We start from the raw sequence: 20,820 nt of genomic DNA, 5'->3' as shown, positions 1-20,820 counted from the left end.
TCATGTGGCCTGCGCCACCTCCGCCGCCCCCCGCGTCGCGTCCCTCAGCGCCTGCGCGAAGGCGTCCGCGTCCTCGGGGGAGACCTGCACGCTCAAGGTCACACCGGAAGCGGTATACGCCTCCTCGCCCCGCACCGCATCGAAGGTGCCCAGCAGGTGATACAGCGCACTCAGATGCCCGAAAGGGACGCTGACGCTGAGGGTGAGGCGGGGCCGGACTTCCAGACGCGGCGCAGTTCTCAGGCATTCCGCCGCCGCGCCCCCGTACGCCCGCACCAGCCCGCCGGTGCCCAGCTTCACGCCGCCGTAGTAGCGCACCACCACGACCATCACGTGATCTACGCCCTGTCCCTCGATGGCCCGCAGGATCGGCGCCCCCGCCGTGCCACCCGGCTCACCGTCGTCGCTGAAGCGGTAGGCAGGGCCGATGCGGTAGGCCCAGCAGTGGTGCGTGGCGTCGGGGTAGCGCCCCGCAGGGCGGCGAGCTGGGCGAGGGCGTCTTCCGGCGTGTCGGCCCGCTCCGCGAAGGCCAGGAACTCGCTGTTCAGGGTCACGGCATCAAAGCGGTGCGGCGCGGCGAGGGTGGTGAAGGGGGCGGGGAGATCACTCACAACAGGCCGCGCTCCACCAGCAGCCGCCGGGCGTGCCAGAGGGTCAGGCTGCTGGGGCCGTCCTGAATCTCGCCCGCCTCCAGCATCCGGTAGGCCTCGGCGAGCGGCAGGGTCACGCGCTCGATCACCTCGCTGTCCTCGTGGGCTGTCTCGCCCAGCGTGACCCCCAGGGCCAGCAGGGAATAAAAGACCACCCCGCTGATGCTGGGTTGCGGGTAGAAACCGGGAAGCGGCACCCACTCGGCGGCCACGCCTCCCACCTCCTCGGCCAGTTCGCGCTGCGCCGCCGTCAACAGGTCCTCGCCCCGCTCCACGCCGCCCGCCACGACCTCCCAGATGGTCGCCTGGAGGGGATAGCGGTACTGGCGGATCAGCACGGCCTCGCCCGCGGCCGTCACGGGCAGGACGAACATCGCGCGCGGTCCCCTGGGGCGGTACTGGTACACCACCTCCGCGCCGGAGGGCGTCTGCACCCGGTCTTCCAGCACCACCCGGAAGCCCTCCACCAGCACCCGCGACGACAGCGTCTTCCACGGCTGCACGCCGCCGGGCACCAGTCCGGCCCAGTTGGGATGTGCCCGGCCCGCATGCGCCTGTTCCTGGGGCTTGCCTGTCATGCGGTCAGGCTACCCTGCCCGGGCCGCAACAGGCCAGAACAGGCCAAAGCCCGCACCGGCTCTCCCCTCTCCCACCCGGCCGACTGCCCAGAGCGCAGCCAGGGCCTTTCGCAGAGACGCGGGCGAGACGGAGCCGAGACGCGGCCCGGAGGCGGGCTTGTTACCTTCAGAGGTGACCGCTCGCCTTTCTTTCCGCCGCGAGGTGCCCATGTTCGACAACGCCCAGTCGTTCGTCATCAAAGTCTGGCTCGAGCGAGCGGCGCCGGGCGGCAGACGGCAGCGTGCCTCCTGGCGGGGCCAGATCACCCACGTCCCGGGGGGCGAGTGCCAAGCGGTCCGGCGGCTCGACGAGATCACCGAGGTGATCGCCGCGTTTCTGGAGCGGTCCGGGGTGGACCCGGGCCAGAGCTGGCGGTGGTGGCACCGCTGGAAGCGGCTGGTCGGCCGGGCCACGGCCGGTCGCCGGGGCCGACCCTGAGAGGAGGAGGTGGTCTGTTTTCACGCTGTCCGGTGCGGGCCTCGCCCTGAAGCCTTTCCCTGAACCCCGGCGCTCCGGGGGTGGCGGCGGCGTCATTCCGGCCCCCGAGGAGGTGTCATGACCTACGTGCAAACCACTTATGAGCAGACCACGCTCTATCCCAACATGCGTGAAATGCTCAGCCCCGAGTTCGCGGGGCTCCCTGACGCGGCGCTGGAGGCTGCCTTCGAGTCCGCCTTCGGGGAGGGCGTCTCGCCCGCCGAGTACGAGGAATTCTTCGGCGGGCTGGGCCGCGCGCTGGGAGGCGCGGTCAGCGATATCGGCAAGTTTGCCGGACGGGCCGCGCCCGTGGCAGGCAGCGTCGCGTCGGGTGCCCTTCAGGGCGCGATGACGGGTTCGGCGCTCGGTCCCTGGGGCGCGCTCGCGGGAGCGGTCGCGGGCGGCGTCGGCTCGGGCCTTTCGCAGCATGGCCGGGGCGCGGCGCGGGACGTGGGCAACGTCCTCGGCGGCGTGATGAACACCGCCGGGGCACTCAGCGGAAGGGGCGGCATGGCCGCGGGCCTGGGCGGGCTGCCCGGCGGGCGCGGGGGCGGGGCGGCCAACCAGTTGATGGGCCTGCTGGGACGGCCCGAGACGCTGCGGGCGATCCAGGCCCTGGCGGGCGGGCAGAACCGCGCGATTCCCGTCGGCGCGGGCGGCACCCCGGTCCCGGCCAGCGCTTTCGCGGGCCTGCTGGGCGCGCTGGCGCGGGAAGCCGAGGCCGAGAGCTTTTCCGGCTCCGGCGAGTCGCTGGACAGCCCCCCCGCCTACCTGATGAACGGCGCGGGCCAGTTCGTGGTGGACCCCAGCCAGCCCGACCAGCGCGCCGCGCGGCTGCTCCAGATGCTCCAAGCGGCCCCCCCGCTGCCCCGCGCCCGTCCGGTCCCCTGGCAGGAGACGGAAGCCTACGACGACGCGGAGGATGCCGAGGAGGAAGCGTATTTCGACACCGAGGACACCGAGTTCGAGCTGTTCGAGGCCGACGAGACGGACCTGGCCTGGGGGACGTGAGCGCGATGAGTGATCCCCTGCTCGACGGCCTCCAGCAGCACCTCGCGGCGGGCGGCAACGTGCAGGACGCCCTGGCGGGGCTGGCCCAGTCGGAACTGGGGCAGACGGACCCGGCGCTGGGCCTGCTCTCGCAGTTCCTGGCCCGGCGCGAGCAGACCCTTGAGCGCGACCTGGAGGTGCAGGAGAACGAGGAAGACCGGCTGGAGGCCCGCGCCCGCCTGGAGGAGGTCCGCCGCCTGGAAGAAGCCCGGCAACTTGAGGAGGCCCAGCGGCAGGAGCGGCGCCGCGCGCGTCTGGAACGGCTGCGCCTGCGCCTGGAGGAGCTGGAGGATGACCTCGCCGCGTGCCAGGCCCGGCTCGACGAACTCGCGCTCGCGCTGGGGGCCTGCCCGAGCTGCTGGGGCGAGGACGCCGGGTGCCGCCTGTGCCGGGGCCGGGGCCGGCCGGGCTTCCTGCGGCCCGACCCGGAAGCGTTCCGGCGCTGGATCGTGCCCGCCCTGCCTGAGCGGGAAGGCTCCCCACCCACCGGGGGCGCGGCTGCGCCCGAAAGGACTGCGTTATGACGCTGTACACCGAAGATATCGACAGCTTCCTCGACAACCTCGAATACGACGAGTCCGACGAGCGCGCCCGCCCGCGCGGCCGTCAGCGCGGCCAGCCCCCGCTGCGGACCCCCTCGCCGCAGAGCAGCTTCCAGCCGCGGCCCTCGGCCAACGCCGTGACCCAGGCGCAACTCCAGGCCGCCGTGCGTTCGCTGGACGGCAAGATCAGCACGCTGGCGGGCAACGTCAAGACGCTGGAGAGCCGCACCAACTCGGTCGCCGCCGAGCAGGACCGCCTGGCCGCCGCGATGCGCAAGGAGGCCGAGGACCGCAAGAAGACCACCGACAATATCCGGCGCGACCTGCAACAGACCAAGACCCTCGCGGTGCTGCTGCCGCTGATCTCGCAGAGGACCGAGGACGTGCCCCGGGCGGACGGCACCATCGCCAAGGTCGTCACCCAGCCCAGCGACACCCTCAGCACGATGCTGCCCTTCCTGCTGCTGATGGGCGGCGGCCCGGGCGACAGCTCGCCCGGCGGCGGGCTGCTGGGGGACGGCTCGAACACCCTGCTGCTCGCGGTGCTGCTCTCGCGCCGCTGAGGGAGCGGCCAGGCCGGGAACCGGCGGAGGACCACCATGACCAATCCATCCAACCCCGCAGGCGGCTTTGGCCGCACACTCCAGGAACTGTTCACCGCCGCGCCGGTCGCGGGTCACGTCCCCGTGCTGAGCGGGCCAGCACTGGTCGAGGTGCCCGACCTCACGGGGGACAGCGTGGACGCGGCCCAGCAGAAAGTGCGGGACCACCGCCTGACGCCCGGGGTGCAACTCGTCGAAACCGACGGCACGGTGAACACCGTGAGGAGCCAGGACCCGCCGCCCCACACCTTTCTGCGGCCCGGCGGTCAGGTCACGCTGTTCGTGATCTCGCAGCGCGAGCCGACCCAGTTCGAGCAGATGATCGACGCCATCCGCCAGGCCATCAAGCCCGAGGAACTGGCGAAAACAAGCGATGTCACGGCGGCTGTGAGCGGCCTCGCCAGGACGACCGACGTGACGGCCGCCGTGCAGGGCCTGGCGAAGTCGTCCGAGGTCGCGGCGGCGGTCAAGGACCTCAAGGACGCGATCAACGCGCAGGGCGGCAAGTCGCAGACCGGCCGGTAATCGTTGCCCACCCCGGGGCGGCCCGTGAAGCTGGCCGCCCCGCTTCCTCCCGAGGACCCTATGGACCCCGAGCTGTACGAACTGCTTCAGGAAGGCGACCCGGCCGACGAGGTCGCGGTGGTCCTGCGGCTGCTCGACCCGGCCCGGCCCCCCGAAGGCACGCGCGTGGTGGCCCACTTCGGCCACGTCGTCACGGCGCGGGTACAGCGCGGCACCATCCCCGAGGTGTGGCGCGACCCGGCGGTGGAGAGCATGAAGGCGCCCAAAGGGGTCAGTCCCGACCTCGTCCGGCCCGCCGATCTGACCGAGGCCCTGCCCCTCACGCCCAACGACGAGCGGCGCGCGGGCGACCTGGGCGCCACCGGGCGCGGTGTGGTGATCGGGCTGATCGACTGGGGCTGCGACTTCGCCCACCCGGATTTTCGGCACGCGGACGGCACCACGCGCTTGCTCGCCCTGTGGGACCAGCGCCGGGGAGGCGACACGGACGCCTGGCCCTACGGGTACGGGCGGCTCTACGACGCGGCCCGCCTGAACGCCGCGTTGAAGGCGCCCGACCCCTACGCCGCGCTGGGCTACCACCCCGCCGACGCCGACCCGGGCCTGGGCGCGCATGGCACGCACACGCTGGGCATCGCGGGCGGCAATGGCCGGGGGGGTGGGCCGCCCGGCGTCGCGCCGGAGGCGGAGCTGGTGTTCGTGCACATGGGCGCGCGGGAGGGGCCGGACGCGGTGCCGTTGGGCAACTCGGTGGAACTGCTGGAGGGGCTGGACCTGATCGCGCGGGTGGCGGCGGGGCGGCCCTGCGTGGTCAACATGAGCCTGGGGCGCCACGCGGGCGAGAAGACCGGCCACAGCCTGGTCGAACGCGCGCTGGACGAGTGGGTCGCGCTCGCGCCGGGGCGGGCCATCGTGCAGAGCTGCGGCAACTACTACGAGCGCCGCACCCACGCCGACTGGACCCTGCGCCCCGGCGAGACGCGGACCTTCGTGGTGCAGGTCAGCCCGCAGGACCGCACCCCCAACGAACTGGACCTGTGGTATCCGGGCCGCGACCGCCTGGGCGTGGAGGTGCGCTCGGCGGACGGGCGACTGGCCGCGCGGGCGGCGCTGGGCGAACGCGCGGCGGCCCAGCAGGGCGGGCGCGAGGTGCTGCGCGTCTACCACCGCGCCTTCGACCCCAACAACGGCGACCACCAGATCAGCGTGCGCTGCGAGGTGGTGCCGGACGTTCACGCCTGGCACGTGATCCTGACCGGCCAGGACGTGCAGGACGGGCGGGTCCACGCCTGGATCGAGCGTGACAGCGCCTGCGGGAGCTGCCAGTCCCGCTTTCCCCGTGACGAGGCCGACGCCCGCTATACCCTCGGCACCATCTGCACCGGCTACCGCACCCTGGCGGTGGGCGCCTACGACCCGCACCGCGAGGACCGCCCGCTGGGGCATTTCTCCAGCTCCGGGCCGACGCGCGACGGGCGGCCCAAACCCGACCTGATCGCGCCCGGCGTGATGATCCTGGCGCCGCGCTCGCACGGGCGGGACGGCGGCGAGACGCGCCTCTACACCCGGATGTCGGGCACCAGCATGGCCGCCCCCCACGTCACCGGCACGGTGGCCCTGATGTTCGAGGCCGCCGGGCCGCTCGACATCGCCCGGACGCGCCGCCTGCTCCTCGCCAGTTGCGAACCCGCCGCGCCGGAACTGGATTTCGCGCGCGTCGGCAGCGGCTACCTGGACCCCGGGCGGGCGGTGCAGGCGGCGCGGACGGGGCAGGTTCCCTCCCTCCCCCTCCCCGCCGCGCAGGAGGTTTCCCTCATGCACGAAGCGTCCCAGCCCGCCGCCGACCTCCTGCGCGAACACGTCCACCCGGTCCACTCGCCCGGCCTGGCCGATGTGGAAGCCACAGCCGAGTCGGAAGAAGGTTTTGTCTCCGACGTGGACGCGGAGTTGACGGCGCTCGAATTTGCCGGTAGCTCAGACGGGGAGGAGAGTCTGCCCGAAGCGGAAGAAGGCTTCACCTCCGACGTGGACGGCGAGCTGACGGCGTTTGAATTCGCCTCGGCCTCCGAGGAGGAGAGCAAGGGGACCGGGGACGAGAGCGAACCTGCCATCCCTCCCCCCCCCGATGCCCGCCCGGCGGGCCTGCGCTTCCTCGAACGCTTCGAGGCGGGGCTGGGGACGGGCCGCCCTCCCTCCGCCGCCGAGGTGCTGCTGGAGGCGGCGCGGGGCGAGGAGGCGGACCTCTGGACCGAGCTGGCGCGGGGAGCGCTGCGGCCCCACGAGGTCTGGGCCGCCTTTCGCGGAGACGGGTTCCCGGCGGTGCGCGCCGCGCTTGAACCCCGGCTGATGCTGGTGGCCGCGCCGGGCGGAACGCTGTCCGGCCTCCTGCCCGGTGACCTGCTGGTGCAGCGCGCGCCCGGCAGCCCCTTCACGGCGGTGTCGGTGGTACGCGGGCCGGGGGACGCCTCCGCGCCGGTCTGGCGGGCAGCGGCGGGCGAGCTGCGCGGAACGCATCAGCGCGTGCTGGACGACGCGGGGCGGGTGGCCGCGCATACGGTCGTGCTGCGTCCGCGTCTAGGGGAAACGCTGGCCCCTGACCTGGCCGAGGTTGCCGGACCATGCGCCGACGTGACCGTGGCGCCCGCCGACCGCCCCCGGCTGCTGATTCGCGGATCGGTCCACCCCGCCGTGCGCGAGGTGCAGCGCAAGCTGAACGCTTTTCACTTCGCTCAGATTCTGCGCGGCCAGCCGGGCCTCCCGGGCGTGCCGCTCACCGAGGACTGTGTCTTCGGAGCGCACACCCAGGCGGCGGTGCTCGAATTCCAGCGGCAGGTGTTCCCCGGCCTGACCGCCGAACACGACGGCAAGGTGGGCGCCCACACCTGGGCGCAGCTCGACGCCGTGGTGCTCGACCCCGCTTCGGGCGCGGCGGCGGTCACCGTGGAGCCGCTGGCCCTGATGGACGACACCTTCACCCGCGCCCTCGCCTGGGACGACGTGATCGGCCTGGACGCAGCCCGGCTGAATGTCCGCCTGCGCGCCAGCGGCCTCCCCGCCGCCGTGCTGCCGGGTGAGCTTCCCGTGTTCGTCGTGAGTCGGCCCCCGAATGGCGACAGCGGGACGGCCACCCTCACGGGCCGGTCGCTGAACGCCGCGCGCTCCGGTCGGGCGCCCTCCGGCGGGCAGGAGTACCGCCTCTCGGTCGCCCTGGCCGACCTGGGGGACTTCCTGGCGGTCGAGACGCGGCGCAAGGAGGTCGCCACCGTGGTCCGCATCGGCGGGACCAGCGACGCGGACTTCAGGACGGCACTGGGCTGGACCCCGCGTGGCCGGAGCACCCAGCCGGGCACGCCGGGGGCCGGGACCGGCGACGCGGCCAGCGAACGGCCCGACGCCCGCAAGCTCTTCCTGGCCGGTGGGCTGGAGGTGCTGGAGGCGCGGGTGCTGCCGCAGCCCGGCCTGCGCGTCCCGCCGGACGCCCGCAAGGCCCTCGCGCGCAACCCCGCCGACGTCTTCTACTACTCGGGTCACGGGCTGGGGGCGAGCAACTGCCTGGCCGTCGAGACTTCGCCCCACAGCTACGGCTGCTGGCTCACGCCCGCCGACCTCGCGCCGCACTGGAAAAGCCCGATGGACCTCGACGTGCTGATCCTCGCGGGCTGTTCGGTGCTGCGGGTGGACCTGTCGGGACCCAGCGGCCCCGGCGTCGAGTGGGCAGAACTCCTGCGGACGAAAGGCGGCCCGCTCACGGCGCTGCTGGGCTACGAGGCGTCGGCCCCGCTCGATCATCCCAACGGCGAGGCCATCGCGCGGGACATGGGAGCGCGGCTGGCGGCGGGTTCGCGCAACTTTGCCCGCGACTGGATGGAGGTCAACGCGGCCCACAAGGCCTGGAACGCGGTCGCCCTCGACACGCGCGGTTACTGGGACTTCGACTGCTACCGGGGCCTGCACACCTGCAACCTCGGCGACCTGCGCGGCCCGCGCCCGCTGCCCTGAACGCGGCTGAAGCCGGAAAGGAGCCTCCCCCATGACGCTGTCACCCCCTCCTTTGCCCGGCCGCCCCCGCGCGCTTGCCCTGGGCGCGGTGCACCCGGCGGTGGGCGAGGTGCAGACGAAACTGAACGAGGTCCACGCCCGCGAGCTGGCGGCGGGGCGCCCCGGCCTCCCCTTCGCCCCCCTCACGGTGGACATGCTGTTCGGCCCCCGCACCCGCGCGGCGGTGCTGGAGTTCCAGCGGCGCGTTTTCGTGGACCCGGGCGACCACGATGGGGTGGTGGGGCTGCGCACCTGGGCGCAGCTCGACGCTTTCCTGGCCGGGGCGCCCCCGCTGGCCCCGCCCGACTCACCGCCCCGCGCCCGCCCCGTGCCCGAAGTGCGGCGGGACGCGCTGGCCCTGCTACGCGCCCACGTACCCTCCACGGCGGGCGACGGCGTGTTCGACGTGATCGCCAAGGATTACGGCGCGGCCTGCCTGCGTCATCCGGTCCCCCGCTGCGGCACCACCTGCGGCTTTCTGCCGCACTGGCTGCTGTGGCGGCTGGGCTGTCAGGACCGTGAGATCGTCAACCGGGCCGAACCGGGCGGCTACGTCTACCGCCCCGGGCAGAACATCCGCCGCCTGTGGAACCTGGGACAACTCCCCTTCGTGTCCGCCCTGAATGGCGAACTGGCGGCGGGGCAGCGGCCCGGGCCGGGCGACATCGTGTTCATCCGGGGGGCCGACAACCGTAGCGAACACGTCTGCGTCTTTCTGGAGGAGGTGCAGCGGGCGGGCAGGACTTTCTGGCGTAGCGCCGACGCCGGGCAGCGCGAGGGCGGCCTGGAGTGCGCCCGCGAGCGGGAACGCGAACTGGTCCTGGGTCCCCGCACCGCCAGCCTGCGCGGCGGGCAGGACCGGACGGTGATCGGCTGGCTCTCGCTGGCCCACCTGAACTTCGGGGAAGCCCCCGCGGTAACCGACCCGCCCCGCACGACCGGCGAGGCCGACGCCGAGTCGAGCGCGACCGCCGACCTTTCCGACGCCTTCTTCGCGGGGATGAGGGCGGTGGGGGCCGCTCTGGACGCCCAGCCGCTGCACCTCCTCCAGGTGATGATGGCCGAGAGCGGCATCCGGGCCGACGCACACAACGCGCACGGCCACGCCAGCGGCCTGATCCAGTTCATGCCCGCCACGCTGCTGCGCCTGGGCTGGACGGCGGGCCACGAGGCCTTTCGCCGCCTCAGCGCGGAGGAACAGCTTCCCTTTGTCGAACGCTTCTACCGGCCCTACAAGCGGTACAGCCTGAATTCCACCGCGCGGCTGTACCAGGCGACCTTTCTTCCCGCGACGCTGGCGGGCGGCTCGGACCCCGACACGGTGCTGACCGGGCGGGACGGTCCCTATCCCAGCGCCTACGCCGCGAACAGCGGCCTGGATCGCCGCAGGGACGGCACCATCCGCGTCTCCGACCTGACGGCGGCAGTGGACCGGCGCTGCCGTGGCCCACGCTGGGAGGAGGCCCGCGCACGGCTGGAAGGGGCGTCGCCTCTGCCGCCAGCGCCCATTCCCCCCGTGCCCGTCCCGCCCGGCCCCACCCCACCCGGTCCAGGCACGCGGCCCACGCTACGGGCAGGCGCGCAGGGCGAGGCGGTGCGCGAGGCCCAGCATCTCCTCAACGTGATCCACGCCCGCGAACTCGCCGCCGGACGGCCCGCCCTCCCCGGTGCCCCGCTGGCGGAGGACGGGGCGTTCGGGCAGCGGACACGCGCGGTCACGGTCGCCTTCCAGCAGCTCGCCTTTCCCGGCCAGCCGCGCGAACACGACGGGGTCATCGGTTCCCGGACCTGGGCTAGGCTGGACGAGTGGGCGGGCGGGGCCGGGCCTTCCCCTCAGCCGCCTCCGCCCCAGCCGGTCCCCCCGACCCCCCCGCCGGGCGACCCTGCCTGGACCCAGTTCAAGGCCGACGTGGTCCGCATCGCGCTGGAGGAAGACGCGCGCTGGCACCCGGGAGGCGCGGCGCGTTCCGAGACGGATCCGGCCATGCGCCCAGTGCTGCGCGGGTACTGGATGGACGGGGCCGGGCTGGGGGGCGTGGCCGCCGACCGGGCGATTGACGACCGCACCCCCTGGAGCGCCGCCTTTATCTCGTGGGTGATGCGGCGGGCCGGGGCGGGCGACCGCTTCCGCTACGCCGCCGGGCACACCGTCTACTGCGCCGCCGCCAAACGCAACCGCCTGCGCGGCGACCTGGCGAATCCTTTCTGGCTCTCCCGCATCACGGAAGTCGCGCCACAGCCGGGCGACCTCGTCTGCACGGGCCGCCAGGACAGCGGCGTGACCTTCGAGAACGTGGACGACGGCCAGGCCCGCCCATCGCACTGCGACATCGTCGTGGAGGCAGCGCCGGGCCGCCTTACCGTCATCGGCGGCAATGTCGGCAACACGGTGGGGCGCAAGCTGATCCGCGTGGACGAACGCGGTCTGGTCCTGACTGACGGCGGGCAGCGCCAGTATTACGCGGTGCTGCGCGTCCGCACCGACCCCACCAGGGAATGAAGGAGCAACCCCATGACCGCGCCTTTCGACGTGCCCGCCCTGCCTTCTCCCCCCGACCTTTCCGCCCGCACGGCTCCGGGCCGCGAGGAAGACCGGGACGTGCCCGGTCTGGAGGGCCACCGCGGGCCGGGGCTGATCCTGCGCTGGAACACCCTGGCGGTCACGGACCGGGTGGACGTGGTGCTGCACTTTCACGGCTTCTCGGCGCATGGCGCGGCGATGAACCTCGCCCGCGACAAGGAAGGCGCGAGCGGCCTGGACTGGAGCGACCCGCGCGGCCTCGACCCCGCTCCTGGCCGCACCCGGCCCACCCTGGGCCTCCTCCCGCGCGGCCATTTCTACGGCGGGCGCTCGGGGGCCGGGTACGACTTTCCCGCGCTGGTGCGGCCGGGCGGGGCGCGCGAGCTGATCCGCTGGAGTCTGGAACGCTTCGCGGCGCGGGCGGGCGTTCCGGCGCTGGGCGTGAACCGCCTGATCCTCACCGCGCACTCGGGCGGGGGCGCGGCGACGTGGCGGGTGCTGGACGACCTCGATCCGCACGAGGTCCACGTCTTCGACGCGCTCTACCAGAGTCCCGAGCCTCTTCTGCGCTGGGCACGGCGGCGCATCGGGCGCGACGCGGCGGCGCCGGAGGCCAGCCTGGAAACGTACATGCGCGAGCAGGGCGGGGCGCTGCGGGTGCTGTACACCTCGGGGGGCGGGACCGCGGGAAACAGCCTGGAAGCTTACCGCCAGTTGGAGCGCGCCCTGGCGGGCCACCCGGCCCTGCACCGCTGGTACGCGGTGGAACGCACTTCCGTCTCCCACGGCGAAATCCCGCGCCGCTACGGCTGGCGGCTGCTGGCAGACGCGGGGGCGACTTTGCCGGACACCTTCCCCCCTGGCCGGGCCACTTCGGGGGGAAGGCCGACCCTGCGCCCGGGTGACCGGGGCGAAGCGGTGCGCGAGGCCCAGCGCAAACTGAACGTGGTCCACGCCCGCGAACTGGCTGCCGGAAGGCCCGGCCTGCCGGGTGCCCCGCTGGCCGAGGACGGCACCTTCAGCCCGGACATGCGGGCGGCCACCGTCGCCTTCCAGCAGCTCGCCTTTCCCGGCGAACCGCGCGCCGCAGACGGCGTGATCGGCCCCCGGACCTGGGCCAGACTGGACGAGTGGGCGGGCGGGACGGCGCGGCCCAGTACCAGCCGCGAGGCCGCGTTCCCCGACGCGGAAGCCCAAGAAGCCCAGGACCCCGAAGCCTCCGAGTTCCCCGACGAGGAAGAGGCGGAGGGCGCGCCCCCACCCCTCCCAGTCCGGGCCGAACCGCGCCCGCTGCCGCCCGACGAGCCGGTGCCTTTTGCCCCCGCGCCCCCACCCGGCAGCTTCTGGCCGCTGCGGACCGAAAATTCGGAGGGACGGCTGGTGTCGTACATCACGGTGGACGGGCACATGGTAGGCCGCGCCGGACGGGCCTTCCTGGCGGCCCGCCAGGGCACCCGGGGCGGCCAGACCCTGCCCCGCCGCCATGTGGGCGTGGACCTGTACGCCCATGCGGGTGACACCGTGGTGGCCTGCGAGGACGGGCGCATCGTGGAGTTCGCCTTTTTCTACCGGGCGAAGTCGGGCCAGCGGACCTACCGCCTGCTGGTCGCCCATCCCGCCGTGGTCGTCAATTACGGGGAGGTGACCGAGGATTCCCTGACCCGGCACGGCCTGGCGGTGGGGGACACGGTGCGGGCCGGGCAGCCGCTCGCCTTCGTGAGCGACACCGGCATGCTGCACTTTGAAACCTACGCGCCGGATACGGTTCACAGCGCCCAGTGGTGGCCGGACCGCCCGCGTCCCAGCAACCTGCTCAACCCGACCCGCTACCTGCTGTTCTTGCAGGAGCGCGGCCAGGGCGGCGCCGACCAGACCCCAGCCGGTCAGACGCCAGGCAGCCACGCTCCGGCAGAATCGCCCGCCGCCCCACCGGACGGCCTGCCCCCCCTGACCGGCCCGCGTGTCCCCCCGGGCTTCCGGGCAGTGGCGCGGCGCGGCAGCGTGCGGGGCCTGGCCCGCTACGGCGGCGGGCGGGTGGACGAGACGCTGCGCCGCCTGGCCCAGGCGGGCCGCACCACCTTGCCCGAGGACGAGATCGACACCCTTCAGCGCGTCGCCAACGTCGAAACGGGGGGGCTGATCCAGGGCCTGAACACCTGGGACAGCGCCGTGGTCAGCATCGGCTTCATGCAGTGGACCCTCCAGCACGGAAAGCTTCAGGAGTGGATTCGCCGGGCCGAGGCGGCCTTCCGGCGGCACGGTATCGAGCTGGACACCGGGCGCGTCTACACCTGGACCCGTGACGGGCGGGTCGTCAGCGAGCAGGGCGCGGTCCTGGGCGCCGCCACCCGCGACGAGCTGCGCTGGGACGGCTGGGCGCAGCGCTTCTTCCATGCCGGGCTGGACGAGGAGGCCATCGTCGCGGAGGCGGAGCTGGCGCGCGAGCACCTGCGGCGGCACCTGGCGGGTCTGCGGGCCTACCTGGGTGACGCCGCGCCCTACCGCGTGTTCACCGGGCACTACGCCGCCTCCCCACGGGTGCGCGGGATGTTCCAGGCGGCCTACAACAACCTCCCGGTGGCCGCCAAGCGCGGCACGGTGGCCGCCCTGCACGCAGCGGGGAACGCGGGCACCGAACGCTTCACGGACCTGCTGCAAGACGCCCTGCTGGAAGCGTACCGCGAGCGTAACGACAATGGCACGCGGATCATCTCGGAGACGCGGACGGGGGCGCGCTCGGCTTGAGGTGTCCTGGGGAAAGGGGCGGGTGGGGGTTGCTCAGAGCCACGGGGGGTTGCTCCTCCCCCCTTGCGGGGGAGGCTGGGACTCGTAGAGCTGCGAAGCAGAGGGGGGTGGCAGCCGCAGGCTGCCCTCCAAGCGCCACCTCAAAAGTGGACTCTGATTCTCCCAACTGGCCCCTGATTCCAGGCCCGCCCACCCCCACCCGGCCTCTCGCGGTGCGAGCTGTGCCAGTCCCCCACAAGGGAGGAGGGAGCAAAAAGCCCATCTGGAACGATAAGTTCCTATTGTACATCAGGCATTCAAGGGGCACGGCTTTTCGTGCCACCCTCAAGGGCCTCCCCTCAGCCGACGCTCGGAGGCGAGGAGCGTTCGCAGTTCGCCCACCACCCCCCGCAATTCCTGAAGCAGTTCCGCCCCGAGGTCGAACGGCGCGGGGAGCCGGGCCGGAAGGGCGGGTGGCGGGAGGTCCTCCGTTTCCAGCGGCCGGTCCTCGCGGATGCACTCGTACAGGGCCAGGGTGGCGTGCGAGGGCTTCACGCCGAGTTCTTCGCGCAGGGCGCGTTCGCAGAGGGTGAACTGGCGCAGGGCGGCGGTGCGGTGGCCGGAGAGGTAGTGCAGGCGCATGACCTGGCAGTGGGTGCTCTCGCTGGCGCGGTCGAATTCCAGCAGGCGGGCGGCGTGGGTCAGGCCCCCTTCCCAGTCGCGGCAGGTTTCCGCGTGGTCGGCCAGCTTCTCCAGCGCGGCCAGGTAGAGGTTGTGCAGCCGCTCGCGCTGGAGCAGGCACCAGTCCTGCATCCAGCCTTCCAGCAGATCACCCCGGTACAGCCGCGTGGCCTCCCCCAGCGCGCGGGCCTCACCGGGGGTGAGGGCGTGGCCCGCCCGCCCGTGCCGGGCCAGGACAGCCTCCTCGAAGGCCAGCGCGTCGCAGGTGAGACTCGGGAGGACCCGCAGTTCGACCCAGTCGGCTTCCACCCGGAGCAGTCCGGCCCCCTCCGCCAGGGCCAGGTGCAGGTGCCAGAGGGCCTGGCGGAGCTGCTTGAGCGACTGCCCGGTCGTCTGGCCGCCCCAGAGCTGGCTGGCGAGCACCTCCCGCGACTGGGGCCGGTCCCGGTGCAGCAGCAGAAAGCACAGCAGCTCCCGCGCCTTGTGGCTCTCGAAGGGGAGCGGCCGGGCGTCCCGGTCCTGTGCCCGGAACACCCCGAACAACCGCACGTCCAGCATGTCTGCTTCCTTTGCGCCTGTGCTCGCCAGGCAGGAGCGGCGAGGCCGGGCCGCCTTTCCAGGGGCAGGCGCCCGGCGGCCCGTCCGGCTCAGCCCCCGATGCCGCCCGAGCCGGTGGTGGGATCGGCCAGCGCGAACTGGATCAGCGTGCACTGGGACAGCGCGAACAGGAGCAGGGCCAGCCGGTATTTCCAGCTACAATGACTACGCATACTCGCCTCCTGGGGCCTCGCGAAGAGTTGGGGTGCCGCATGACCGTCAGCGCGCAGGGTCGATCTCTCTGAAGTGTAGGAAGAGGCCGCTTAGGCGACGGGGGCACCCATGCCGCAACCGCTTAGGACCGACACGGACGCCGCAGAGCCGACAGCCACAGAGGCCACCACGAACGCCATCCTGGGCTGCCTGGCCGCCGGACAGTTCGCGGAGGGGCTGCGGCATCACGCCGCACTGAAAGCCCCCACGCCCGCGGACGACCTGTGGGCCGGGCAGTGTCTGGTGCTGCTCCAGCGCCGCGTGGAGGGGCTGAGCCTGCTGCTGCGGGCCAGGGCGCGCGGCCAGGAGGACGCCGGGGCGCTGGCGGCGGTGGCGCACCGCTTCGGGGGCGAGGTCGAGCGGGCGGAGCGGCTGCTGGAGAGCCTGCACCCCGCGCGGCTGTCCGCGTTCGGGCGGGCGGTGGCCGGGCGCGAGCGCGGGATGCTGCTGTTTCAGGCCGGAAGGCCGCGCGAGGCGCTGGCCCCCTTGCAGCACGCCTGGGAAACGGCGGTCAGCGACGCGGTCGCCCGGCACTTTCTGGGCAGCTTCAGCGCCGCGCTGGGGCTGGTGCTGGGCGAGCTGGGCCGCGACGCGAGCGCCGTGGCGTATGTGAACCTGGCCCTCCCCCACGCCAGCCCGCCGCAGCGTGCCCCGCTGCTGTGGGTGCGGGCGCTGAGCAGCGTCCACAGCGGACAGTTCGCGGAAGCGGAGCGTGACCTCGACAGCATCGCCGCGCTCCAGACGGCACCCGACGCGCTCCCGCTGCTGCGCTACTACCGGGGCGTTCTGGCCCAGACCCGGGGCCTGTGGGCCGAGGCCGCCGGGCAGTACCGGGACAGCGCCGAGGCCGCGTGCGCCGCGCTCCAGCCGGAAACCGAGTTCTACGCCCGGCTGCGCCTGGGTGCCCTGGCCACCGCCCAGGACGACCTGGACACGGCCCGCGCCCACCTGGCCCGGGCGCGGGGGCTGGCGGACGGCCCACGGATGCAGGCGTTCCTGGCGCTGCGGCAGGGGGCCTGGCTGGTGCGCGCCCGTGATCCGCAGGCCCTGGCGGTGCTGACCCAGGCGCGGCAGGGCTTCGGGGCGCTGCAACTCGGCCGCGAGCTGGGCCTCACCCACCTGCATCTGGCCGAGGCGCATCTGCGGGACGGGCGGGCGGGCGCGGCGCAGGACCACCTCGCCCTGGCCGTGGATCTGCGGCACGCGCTGGGGAGCGGCACGGTGCTGGCCGCCGAGCTGCACAGCCTGCCCGCCGTCCGCGAGGCACTGCGCTCGCCCCCGGCGTACCTGGACGTGCTGCGCCGCGACGTGGAGGGGCTGGAAGGGCAACTGCCCCCCCGGCTGACCCTCACCACCCTGGGCGGCTGCGGGCTGACGCTGGGCGGGGAGCGGGTGCGGCTGAACGTGGGCCTGGCGCGCACGGTGGAGCTGCTGGCTTTTTTGCTGGAGCGGGGGGAGGCGACGCTGGAGGAGGTGCAGACCCACGTCTTCGAGGACCGGGGCCCCCGGCAGGCGCGGGGCTACCTGCACGTGGCGCGCCACGCGCTGGGCCGGGCGGTGCCGCAGCTCCAGGTGCCCTTCGACCGGGCGCGCCGGGTGTACGGCCTGCGGCCCTGCGGGGTGCGCCTGGGCTGGGACGTGCAGGAACTGCGCCAGGCCGTGCGCCTGGGCGGGGAGGTGGGGCTGCGGCGGGCACTGGGCCTCTACGCGGGCCGTTTTCTGCCTGCCTCCGACACGGCCTGGGCCGCTGGCGTGCGCGACGAGCTGGAGTGGTCGCTGGTCCGCCTGGGCCTGGAAACGCTGGAGCGGCTCCAGCGCGAGGGCCAGCACGCCGCCTGCGTGGGCCTGGCGCAGCGCCTGCTGGAAATCCACCCGCTCGACGTGGGCATCAGCGCCCTGCTGGTGCGCGCCCTGCACACCCTGCACGGCGGCCTGGCCGCCCGGCAGGAACTGGAGCGCGTCTCGCAGGTCTTCCAGCGCGAACTGGGCGAGGTGCCCGAACCCCTCCTCGCCCTGCGCCGGGACGCCTGGGCCTCCGCGAACTGAGGCGGGCCGGGCACCGGACGGAGGCTAGCGCGCCGCCCCAGCCGTCCCCTCCCGTTTCACCGCCGGGGCAGGCAGCGCCGCGCGCAGCGCCCGCTTGAGGGTGATCATGTTCTTCCAGAGGCCCAGCGCGAGGGTGTGGCCGGGCAGGTCGGGCACCGCCTGCACCCGCGCGCCGGGGAGCTGTGCGCGCAGCCACTCGGACTCCTCCCGCAGCGCGAGGACCCGGCCCACCTCTCCCCCCTTCAGAGCGGCGAGGGCCTGTCCCGCCTGGTCGTAGGCGGTAAAGGGTTCGCCGTGCGTGTCGGCCCAGCCGTAGGCCTCGTCGGCGTTCAGGCCCCAGTGGTTCGCCAGCACGCCCAGCGGTTTCGTGTGGTCGAGCGTCAGCAGGGCCCAGCCGGTATCGGCATAGGGCAGCAGCTCCATCAGCGCCTGCGTTTCCGGCGAGACGACGATGCCGCCCGCGAGCACCTGGCAGGACTCCGGGCGCAGGCCCCAGTCCACCGGGTCGGGCGAGGTGCCCCAGGCCGCCTGGAGGTTCCACTGGAGGGGCACGCCGAGCCGCGCCGCCGCCCGCCGCAGGAGCGCCGCTTCCAGCCCCGTGGCCCCGTCCCCCTGCGGGACGATGAAGGGTGGCAGCTCGGCGGGCACGCACACGTTCAGCACGCCCGCCTGCCGCACCAGCGCCAGCGAATTGTCGGGCGGGAGTTGCCGCAGGCCCAGGTACGCCAGCACCCCCACCACGATGAACACCGTACTGCCGGAGGGGCGCCAGCGGCGCGGGGCAGGTGGCCGGGGCGTCACCGCCGGAACTCCCGGTACGCCAGCGTGCAGGCGATCAGGCTGAGGGCCAGCACCACGCCGATGTCCAGCGCCGTGCTGTGTTCCTGGTAGTCGATGATGAAGCCGCGCAGCAGGTCGATGGCGTAGGTCAGCGGATTGGCCCGCACCAGCAGCACCAGCCAGGCCGGGAACACCTGCTGCTGCTGCTGCACGCTGAGGCTGGGGTCCAGCGGAAAGACGCTGCTGGCCAGGAAGTACAGCGGCAGGATCAGCGCGTTCGAGAAGACGCCGAAGCCCTCGAAGGACCGCAGCCGCGAGGCGATCAAGAGGCCCACCGCCGTGAACGCCAGCGACACCAGCCCCATCACCGCCAGGATGCCCGGCAGTTTGGCGGGCGGGATCGCCACGTCCACGTAGGGCGCCAGCAGCAGCACCAGTCCGCCCTGGAGGGTGGCGACAGTCGCCCCGCCCAGCAGCTTGCCGAAAAAGACCGCCGTGCGCGGCACCGGCGACGCGAACACCTCGCGGAAGAAGCCGAACTGCCGGTCGTAGATCAGGCTGACCGCCGACTGGATGCTGGGATAGAGGATGTTCAGCACCACGACCGCCGGGAAGATGTACTGCATGTACGTGAACGGCACCACGAAGGTCGTCTCGCGCAGGCCGGTGCGGAAGTAGGGCGTGAGGCCCACCCCGAAGATGATCACCCACAGGAGGGGTCGGCTGAAGGCCCCCACCAGTTGCCCGCTCTCGCGGACGCTGCGCTTGACCTCGCGCGACCAGATCGCGTACAGGCACGACAGGTAGTAGCGCGGGCCGCTGAGCGGCGCGGTTCCGGGGCGGACCGTCACCGCGTATGCTCCCCGCCCCCGCGCGCAAAGGCCAGGGTGGCCTCGTGCGGACCGGGGCGGTCCTCACGCAGCGCCCGCCCCGTCAGGTCGAGAAACACGTCCTCCAGGCTGGGCGTCTGCACGCTGAGGCCCCGCAGGCTGCCCAGCTCGGGTGCGAGGTCGGCCAGCAGCGCCCCGGCGTCGGGGACCCGCAGGCGCAGCTCGTCGCCCGCGCCTTCCACCTGTCCGGTGTACTGGCGTTCCAGGCGGGCGCGCAGGGCCGGGCCGGGGCCGCGCAGCGTGACGACCGTGCCCCCGTGCCGCTCGCGCAGTTCGGCGGGTGGCCCGAAGGCCAGCACCTCGCCCCGGTCCAGGATCGCCACCAGGTCCGCCCCCTCGGCCTCCTCGATCTGGTGGGTGGTGAGGAGCAGCGAGACGCCGGTTTCGCGCCGGAGCTGGCCCAGGTAGGTCCACACCGCGCGGCGGCTCTGCACGTCCAGGCCGGTGGTCGGCTCGTCCAGCATCAGGAGGGCCGGGCCATGCATCACGCCGCGCGCGATTTCCAGGCGGCGCTTCATGCCGCGCGAGAGGATGCGGGCCGTCGCGTTCTGCCAGTCAGCCAGTTCCACCACGTCCAGCACGTGCGCCGCCCGGCGTGCGCGCTCGCGGGCGGGCAGGCCGTAGATGCGCCCGTGAAAGTCGAGGTTTTCCAGCACGGTCAGGCGTTCGTCCAGGCTGGGTTCCTGAAAGACCAGCCCCAGCTCGCGGCGCACCTGCGCGCTCTGGCGGCGCACGTCGAACCCCGCCACCCGCGCCGCCCCGGTCTGGAGCGGCAGCAGCGTGGACAGCAGACCCACCAGCGTGCTCTTGCCCGCCCCGTTGGGCCCCAGCAGCGCGAAGAAGGTCCCGCGCGGCACCGTCAGGTCAATGCCGCGCAGCGCCTCGATGTCGCCGTAGGCATAGCGGACCCCTTGCACCTCGATCACGGGCGGCGCGTCCGCCCCCTCCGGGCGGGCCAGCGGCCTCACCTCAGCGGTCATTCATCGACTCCGAGGTGGGCCGCCGGTCGCTCACGCCCGCCACGGTGATGCCGGGCCGGTTCAGCCCGTGCTTGACGAGCAATTTCTGGACCTCGCCGCGCTGGATCAGGCGGGCGAGGGCCGAGTCGAGCTGCGTCCGCAGGCTGGGCCGGTCCCGGCGCAGGCCGTAGATCACGTACCACGTCATGTTGGGCAGCGTGGTGACGGGCGTGGCCGACAGGCCGACTTTCGCCAGGTCCTTCTGCCGCCCGTACAGTTGCGGCGCGAACACGATGCCCGCCCTGGCCTGCCCCTTCACCAGGTCCTGCACCAGCCGCGCGGCGGTGTCCACCGGGCGGTCGGTGAACTGGCCCCGGCGGGTGGCGTACATCAGGTAGGCGGGCAGCCCACCCCGCTCCATGCTCAGCGGCGCGGTCCGGGGCAGATCGGCCAGCGTCTTCACCCGGGGGTCGCGGCTGACGAAGAGGTAACTGGCCCGGAGATACGGGCGGGTGGCGTACATCTGCTCGTCGGCGGGGTAGTCGAAGGCGGGCGTGGTGCTGCCGACCAGGCCGGGGTAGATGTCGCAGTGGTGCGCGAAGAGGCGCAGCAGTTCCAGCCGGTCGAGCGGCTGCGGGGCCGTGTCGAGGTCCGGGAGGGGCTGGCGGTGGACGTAGAACTCGGCCTGGCGGCCCAGCGAGCGGGCGACCGCCAGCGCGAGGTCCTGTTCGAAGCGCCAGATCGGATTCTGCTGGTCCAGGCAGAAGCGCAGGGTGGTGCCGGAGCGCAGAAAGCCGCTGGTGCTGGTCGGGGAGCTGGGGTCCTCCTGGGCCAGCGCCGCGCCGGACGCGGCCAGGGCGAGCAGGGCCAGCAGGGGTCGGAAACGCTTCATGACGCTCTCCTTGCG

General features: G+C 73.3%; 16 protein-coding genes and 1 pseudogene. 9 read left to right on the top strand and 8 right to left on the bottom strand.

From position 1 onward, the window contains the following. Together E5F05_RS06150 and E5F05_RS06145 are read right to left on the bottom strand one after the other, a co-directional pair. Positions 1-611 (bottom strand): annotated as a pseudogene (locus tag E5F05_RS06150) (IMPACT family protein). Beyond that, positions 608-1,228, bottom strand: coding sequence for an NUDIX domain-containing protein (locus E5F05_RS06145; protein ID WP_129117751.1), 621 nt, complete (start codon positions 1,226-1,228; stop codon positions 608-610). Before E5F05_RS06145 ends, E5F05_RS06150 begins: the two are co-directional and overlap by 4 nt. A 172-nt stretch (positions 1,229-1,400) precedes the next feature. Between E5F05_RS06145 and E5F05_RS06140 the strand changes: the two genes are divergently transcribed. The 8 genes from E5F05_RS06140 (at position 1,401) to E5F05_RS06105 (ending at position 13,768) form a co-directional block, all read left to right on the top strand. Beyond that, positions 1,401-1,706 (top strand): hypothetical protein, encoded by a 306-nt coding sequence (locus E5F05_RS06140; RefSeq protein WP_138223781.1) that lies wholly within the window; start codon positions 1,401-1,403, stop codon positions 1,704-1,706. 117 nt (positions 1,707-1,823) lie between these two features. Further along, on the top strand, positions 1,824-2,756 hold the full coding sequence (locus tag E5F05_RS06135) for a hypothetical protein (protein WP_129117749.1): 933 nt from the start codon (positions 1,824-1,826) through the stop codon (positions 2,754-2,756). Positions 2,757-2,761: 5 nt separating this feature from the next. Next, the gene (locus tag E5F05_RS06130) at positions 2,762-3,319 is read left to right on the top strand and encodes a hypothetical protein (RefSeq protein ID WP_129117748.1); all 558 of its coding nucleotides are present in this window, start codon (positions 2,762-2,764) and stop codon (positions 3,317-3,319) included. Further along, positions 3,316-3,900 carry a hypothetical protein gene (locus tag E5F05_RS06125; protein ID WP_129117747.1) on the top strand — a complete coding sequence of 195 codons (585 nt, stop codon included), beginning with the start codon at positions 3,316-3,318 and terminating at the stop codon, positions 3,898-3,900. Before E5F05_RS06130 ends, E5F05_RS06125 begins: the two co-directional genes overlap by 4 nt. Positions 3,901-3,936: 36 nt before the next feature. Further along, positions 3,937-4,464 (top strand): PASTA domain-containing protein, encoded by a 528-nt coding sequence (locus tag E5F05_RS06120; RefSeq protein WP_129117746.1) that lies wholly within the window; start codon positions 3,937-3,939, stop codon positions 4,462-4,464. A gap of 60 nt (positions 4,465-4,524) precedes the next feature. After that, the gene (locus tag E5F05_RS06115; RefSeq protein WP_129117745.1) at positions 4,525-8,463 is read left to right on the top strand and encodes a S8 family serine peptidase; all 3,939 of its coding nucleotides are present in this window, start codon (positions 4,525-4,527) and stop codon (positions 8,461-8,463) included. A gap of 31 nt (positions 8,464-8,494) precedes the next feature. Then, the gene (locus E5F05_RS06110; RefSeq protein ID WP_129117744.1) at positions 8,495-11,002 is read left to right on the top strand and encodes a DUF2272 domain-containing protein; all 2,508 of its coding nucleotides are present in this window, start codon (positions 8,495-8,497) and stop codon (positions 11,000-11,002) included. Between the two features lie 12 nt (positions 11,003-11,014). Beyond that, positions 11,015-13,768 carry a peptidoglycan DD-metalloendopeptidase family protein gene (locus E5F05_RS06105; RefSeq protein WP_129117743.1) on the top strand — a complete coding sequence of 918 codons (2,754 nt, stop codon included), beginning with the start codon at positions 11,015-11,017 and terminating at the stop codon, positions 13,766-13,768. Positions 13,769-14,092: 324 nt separating this feature from the next. Here the strand turns inward: E5F05_RS06105 and E5F05_RS06100 are convergent, their stop codons facing one another. Further along, positions 14,093-14,986: an AfsR/SARP family transcriptional regulator gene (locus E5F05_RS06100; RefSeq protein WP_129117742.1), complete on the bottom strand. Its 894-nt coding sequence runs from the start codon at positions 14,984-14,986 to the stop codon at positions 14,093-14,095. A gap of 89 nt (positions 14,987-15,075) precedes the next feature. After that, entirely contained in the window at positions 15,076-15,198 is a 123-nt protein-coding gene (locus tag E5F05_RS21875) for a hypothetical protein (protein WP_260177130.1), read from the bottom strand. Between the two features lie 109 nt (positions 15,199-15,307). On the opposite strand from E5F05_RS21875, the gene E5F05_RS06095 reads away from it, so the two are divergent. Continuing rightward, entirely contained in the window at positions 15,308-17,284 is a 1,977-nt protein-coding gene (locus tag E5F05_RS06095; RefSeq protein WP_129117741.1) for an AfsR/SARP family transcriptional regulator, read from the top strand. Positions 17,285-17,308: 24 nt separating this feature from the next. Here the strand turns inward: E5F05_RS06095 and E5F05_RS06090 are convergent, their stop codons facing one another. Genes E5F05_RS06090 through E5F05_RS06075 form a run of 4 tightly spaced genes read right to left on the bottom strand, consistent with a single transcriptional unit; the run spans position 17,309 to position 20,805 of the window. Continuing rightward, positions 17,309-18,085 carry a type 2 periplasmic-binding domain-containing protein gene (locus E5F05_RS06090; protein ID WP_129117740.1) on the bottom strand — a complete coding sequence of 259 codons (777 nt, stop codon included), beginning with the start codon at positions 18,083-18,085 and terminating at the stop codon, positions 17,309-17,311. Beyond that, positions 18,082-18,915: an ABC transporter permease gene (locus E5F05_RS06085; protein WP_129117739.1), complete on the bottom strand. Its 834-nt coding sequence runs from the start codon at positions 18,913-18,915 to the stop codon at positions 18,082-18,084. Before E5F05_RS06085 ends, E5F05_RS06090 begins: the two co-directional genes overlap by 4 nt. Beyond that, positions 18,912-19,934 (bottom strand): ABC transporter ATP-binding protein, encoded by a 1,023-nt coding sequence (locus tag E5F05_RS06080; RefSeq protein WP_129117738.1) that lies wholly within the window; start codon positions 19,932-19,934, stop codon positions 18,912-18,914. The genes E5F05_RS06085 and E5F05_RS06080 overlap by 4 nt, the downstream gene beginning before the upstream one ends. Beyond that, on the bottom strand, positions 19,924-20,805 hold the full coding sequence (locus tag E5F05_RS06075) for a substrate-binding periplasmic protein (protein WP_129117737.1): 882 nt from the start codon (positions 20,803-20,805) through the stop codon (positions 19,924-19,926). Before E5F05_RS06075 ends, E5F05_RS06080 begins: the two co-directional genes overlap by 11 nt. Positions 20,806-20,820 lie beyond the last annotated feature (15 nt).

The organism is Deinococcus metallilatus (assembly GCF_004758605.1).
GTDB classification, from domain to species: domain Bacteria; phylum Deinococcota; class Deinococci; order Deinococcales; family Deinococcaceae; genus Deinococcus; species Deinococcus metallilatus.
The sequence above is the reverse complement of the archived record's forward strand: the minus strand, read 5'-3'. Positions and strand labels throughout refer to the sequence as shown.

Coding starts and splice junctions, on each gene's coding strand:
- E5F05_RS06145 (WP_129117751.1), bottom strand. CDS start 1,228: ATGACAGGCAAGCCCCAGGAACAGGCGCATGCGGGCCGGGCACATCCC.
- E5F05_RS06135 (WP_129117749.1), top strand. CDS start 1,824: ATGACCTACGTGCAAACCACTTATGAGCAGACCACGCTCTATCCCAAC.
- E5F05_RS06130 (WP_129117748.1), top strand. CDS start 2,762: ATGAGTGATCCCCTGCTCGACGGCCTCCAGCAGCACCTCGCGGCGGGC.
- E5F05_RS06125 (WP_129117747.1), top strand. CDS start 3,316: ATGACGCTGTACACCGAAGATATCGACAGCTTCCTCGACAACCTCGAA.
- E5F05_RS06120 (WP_129117746.1), top strand. CDS start 3,937: ATGACCAATCCATCCAACCCCGCAGGCGGCTTTGGCCGCACACTCCAG.
- E5F05_RS06115 (WP_129117745.1), top strand. CDS start 4,525: ATGGACCCCGAGCTGTACGAACTGCTTCAGGAAGGCGACCCGGCCGAC.
- E5F05_RS06110 (WP_129117744.1), top strand. CDS start 8,495: ATGACGCTGTCACCCCCTCCTTTGCCCGGCCGCCCCCGCGCGCTTGCC.
- E5F05_RS06105 (WP_129117743.1), top strand. CDS start 11,015: ATGACCGCGCCTTTCGACGTGCCCGCCCTGCCTTCTCCCCCCGACCTT.
- E5F05_RS06100 (WP_129117742.1), bottom strand. CDS start 14,986: ATGCTGGACGTGCGGTTGTTCGGGGTGTTCCGGGCACAGGACCGGGAC.
- E5F05_RS21875 (WP_260177130.1), bottom strand. CDS start 15,198: ATGCGTAGTCATTGTAGCTGGAAATACCGGCTGGCCCTGCTCCTGTTC.
- E5F05_RS06095 (WP_129117741.1), top strand. CDS start 15,308: ATGCCGCAACCGCTTAGGACCGACACGGACGCCGCAGAGCCGACAGCC.
- E5F05_RS06080 (WP_129117738.1), bottom strand. CDS start 19,934: ATGACCGCTGAGGTGAGGCCGCTGGCCCGCCCGGAGGGGGCGGACGCG.
- E5F05_RS06075 (WP_129117737.1), bottom strand. CDS start 20,805: ATGAAGCGTTTCCGACCCCTGCTGGCCCTGCTCGCCCTGGCCGCGTCC.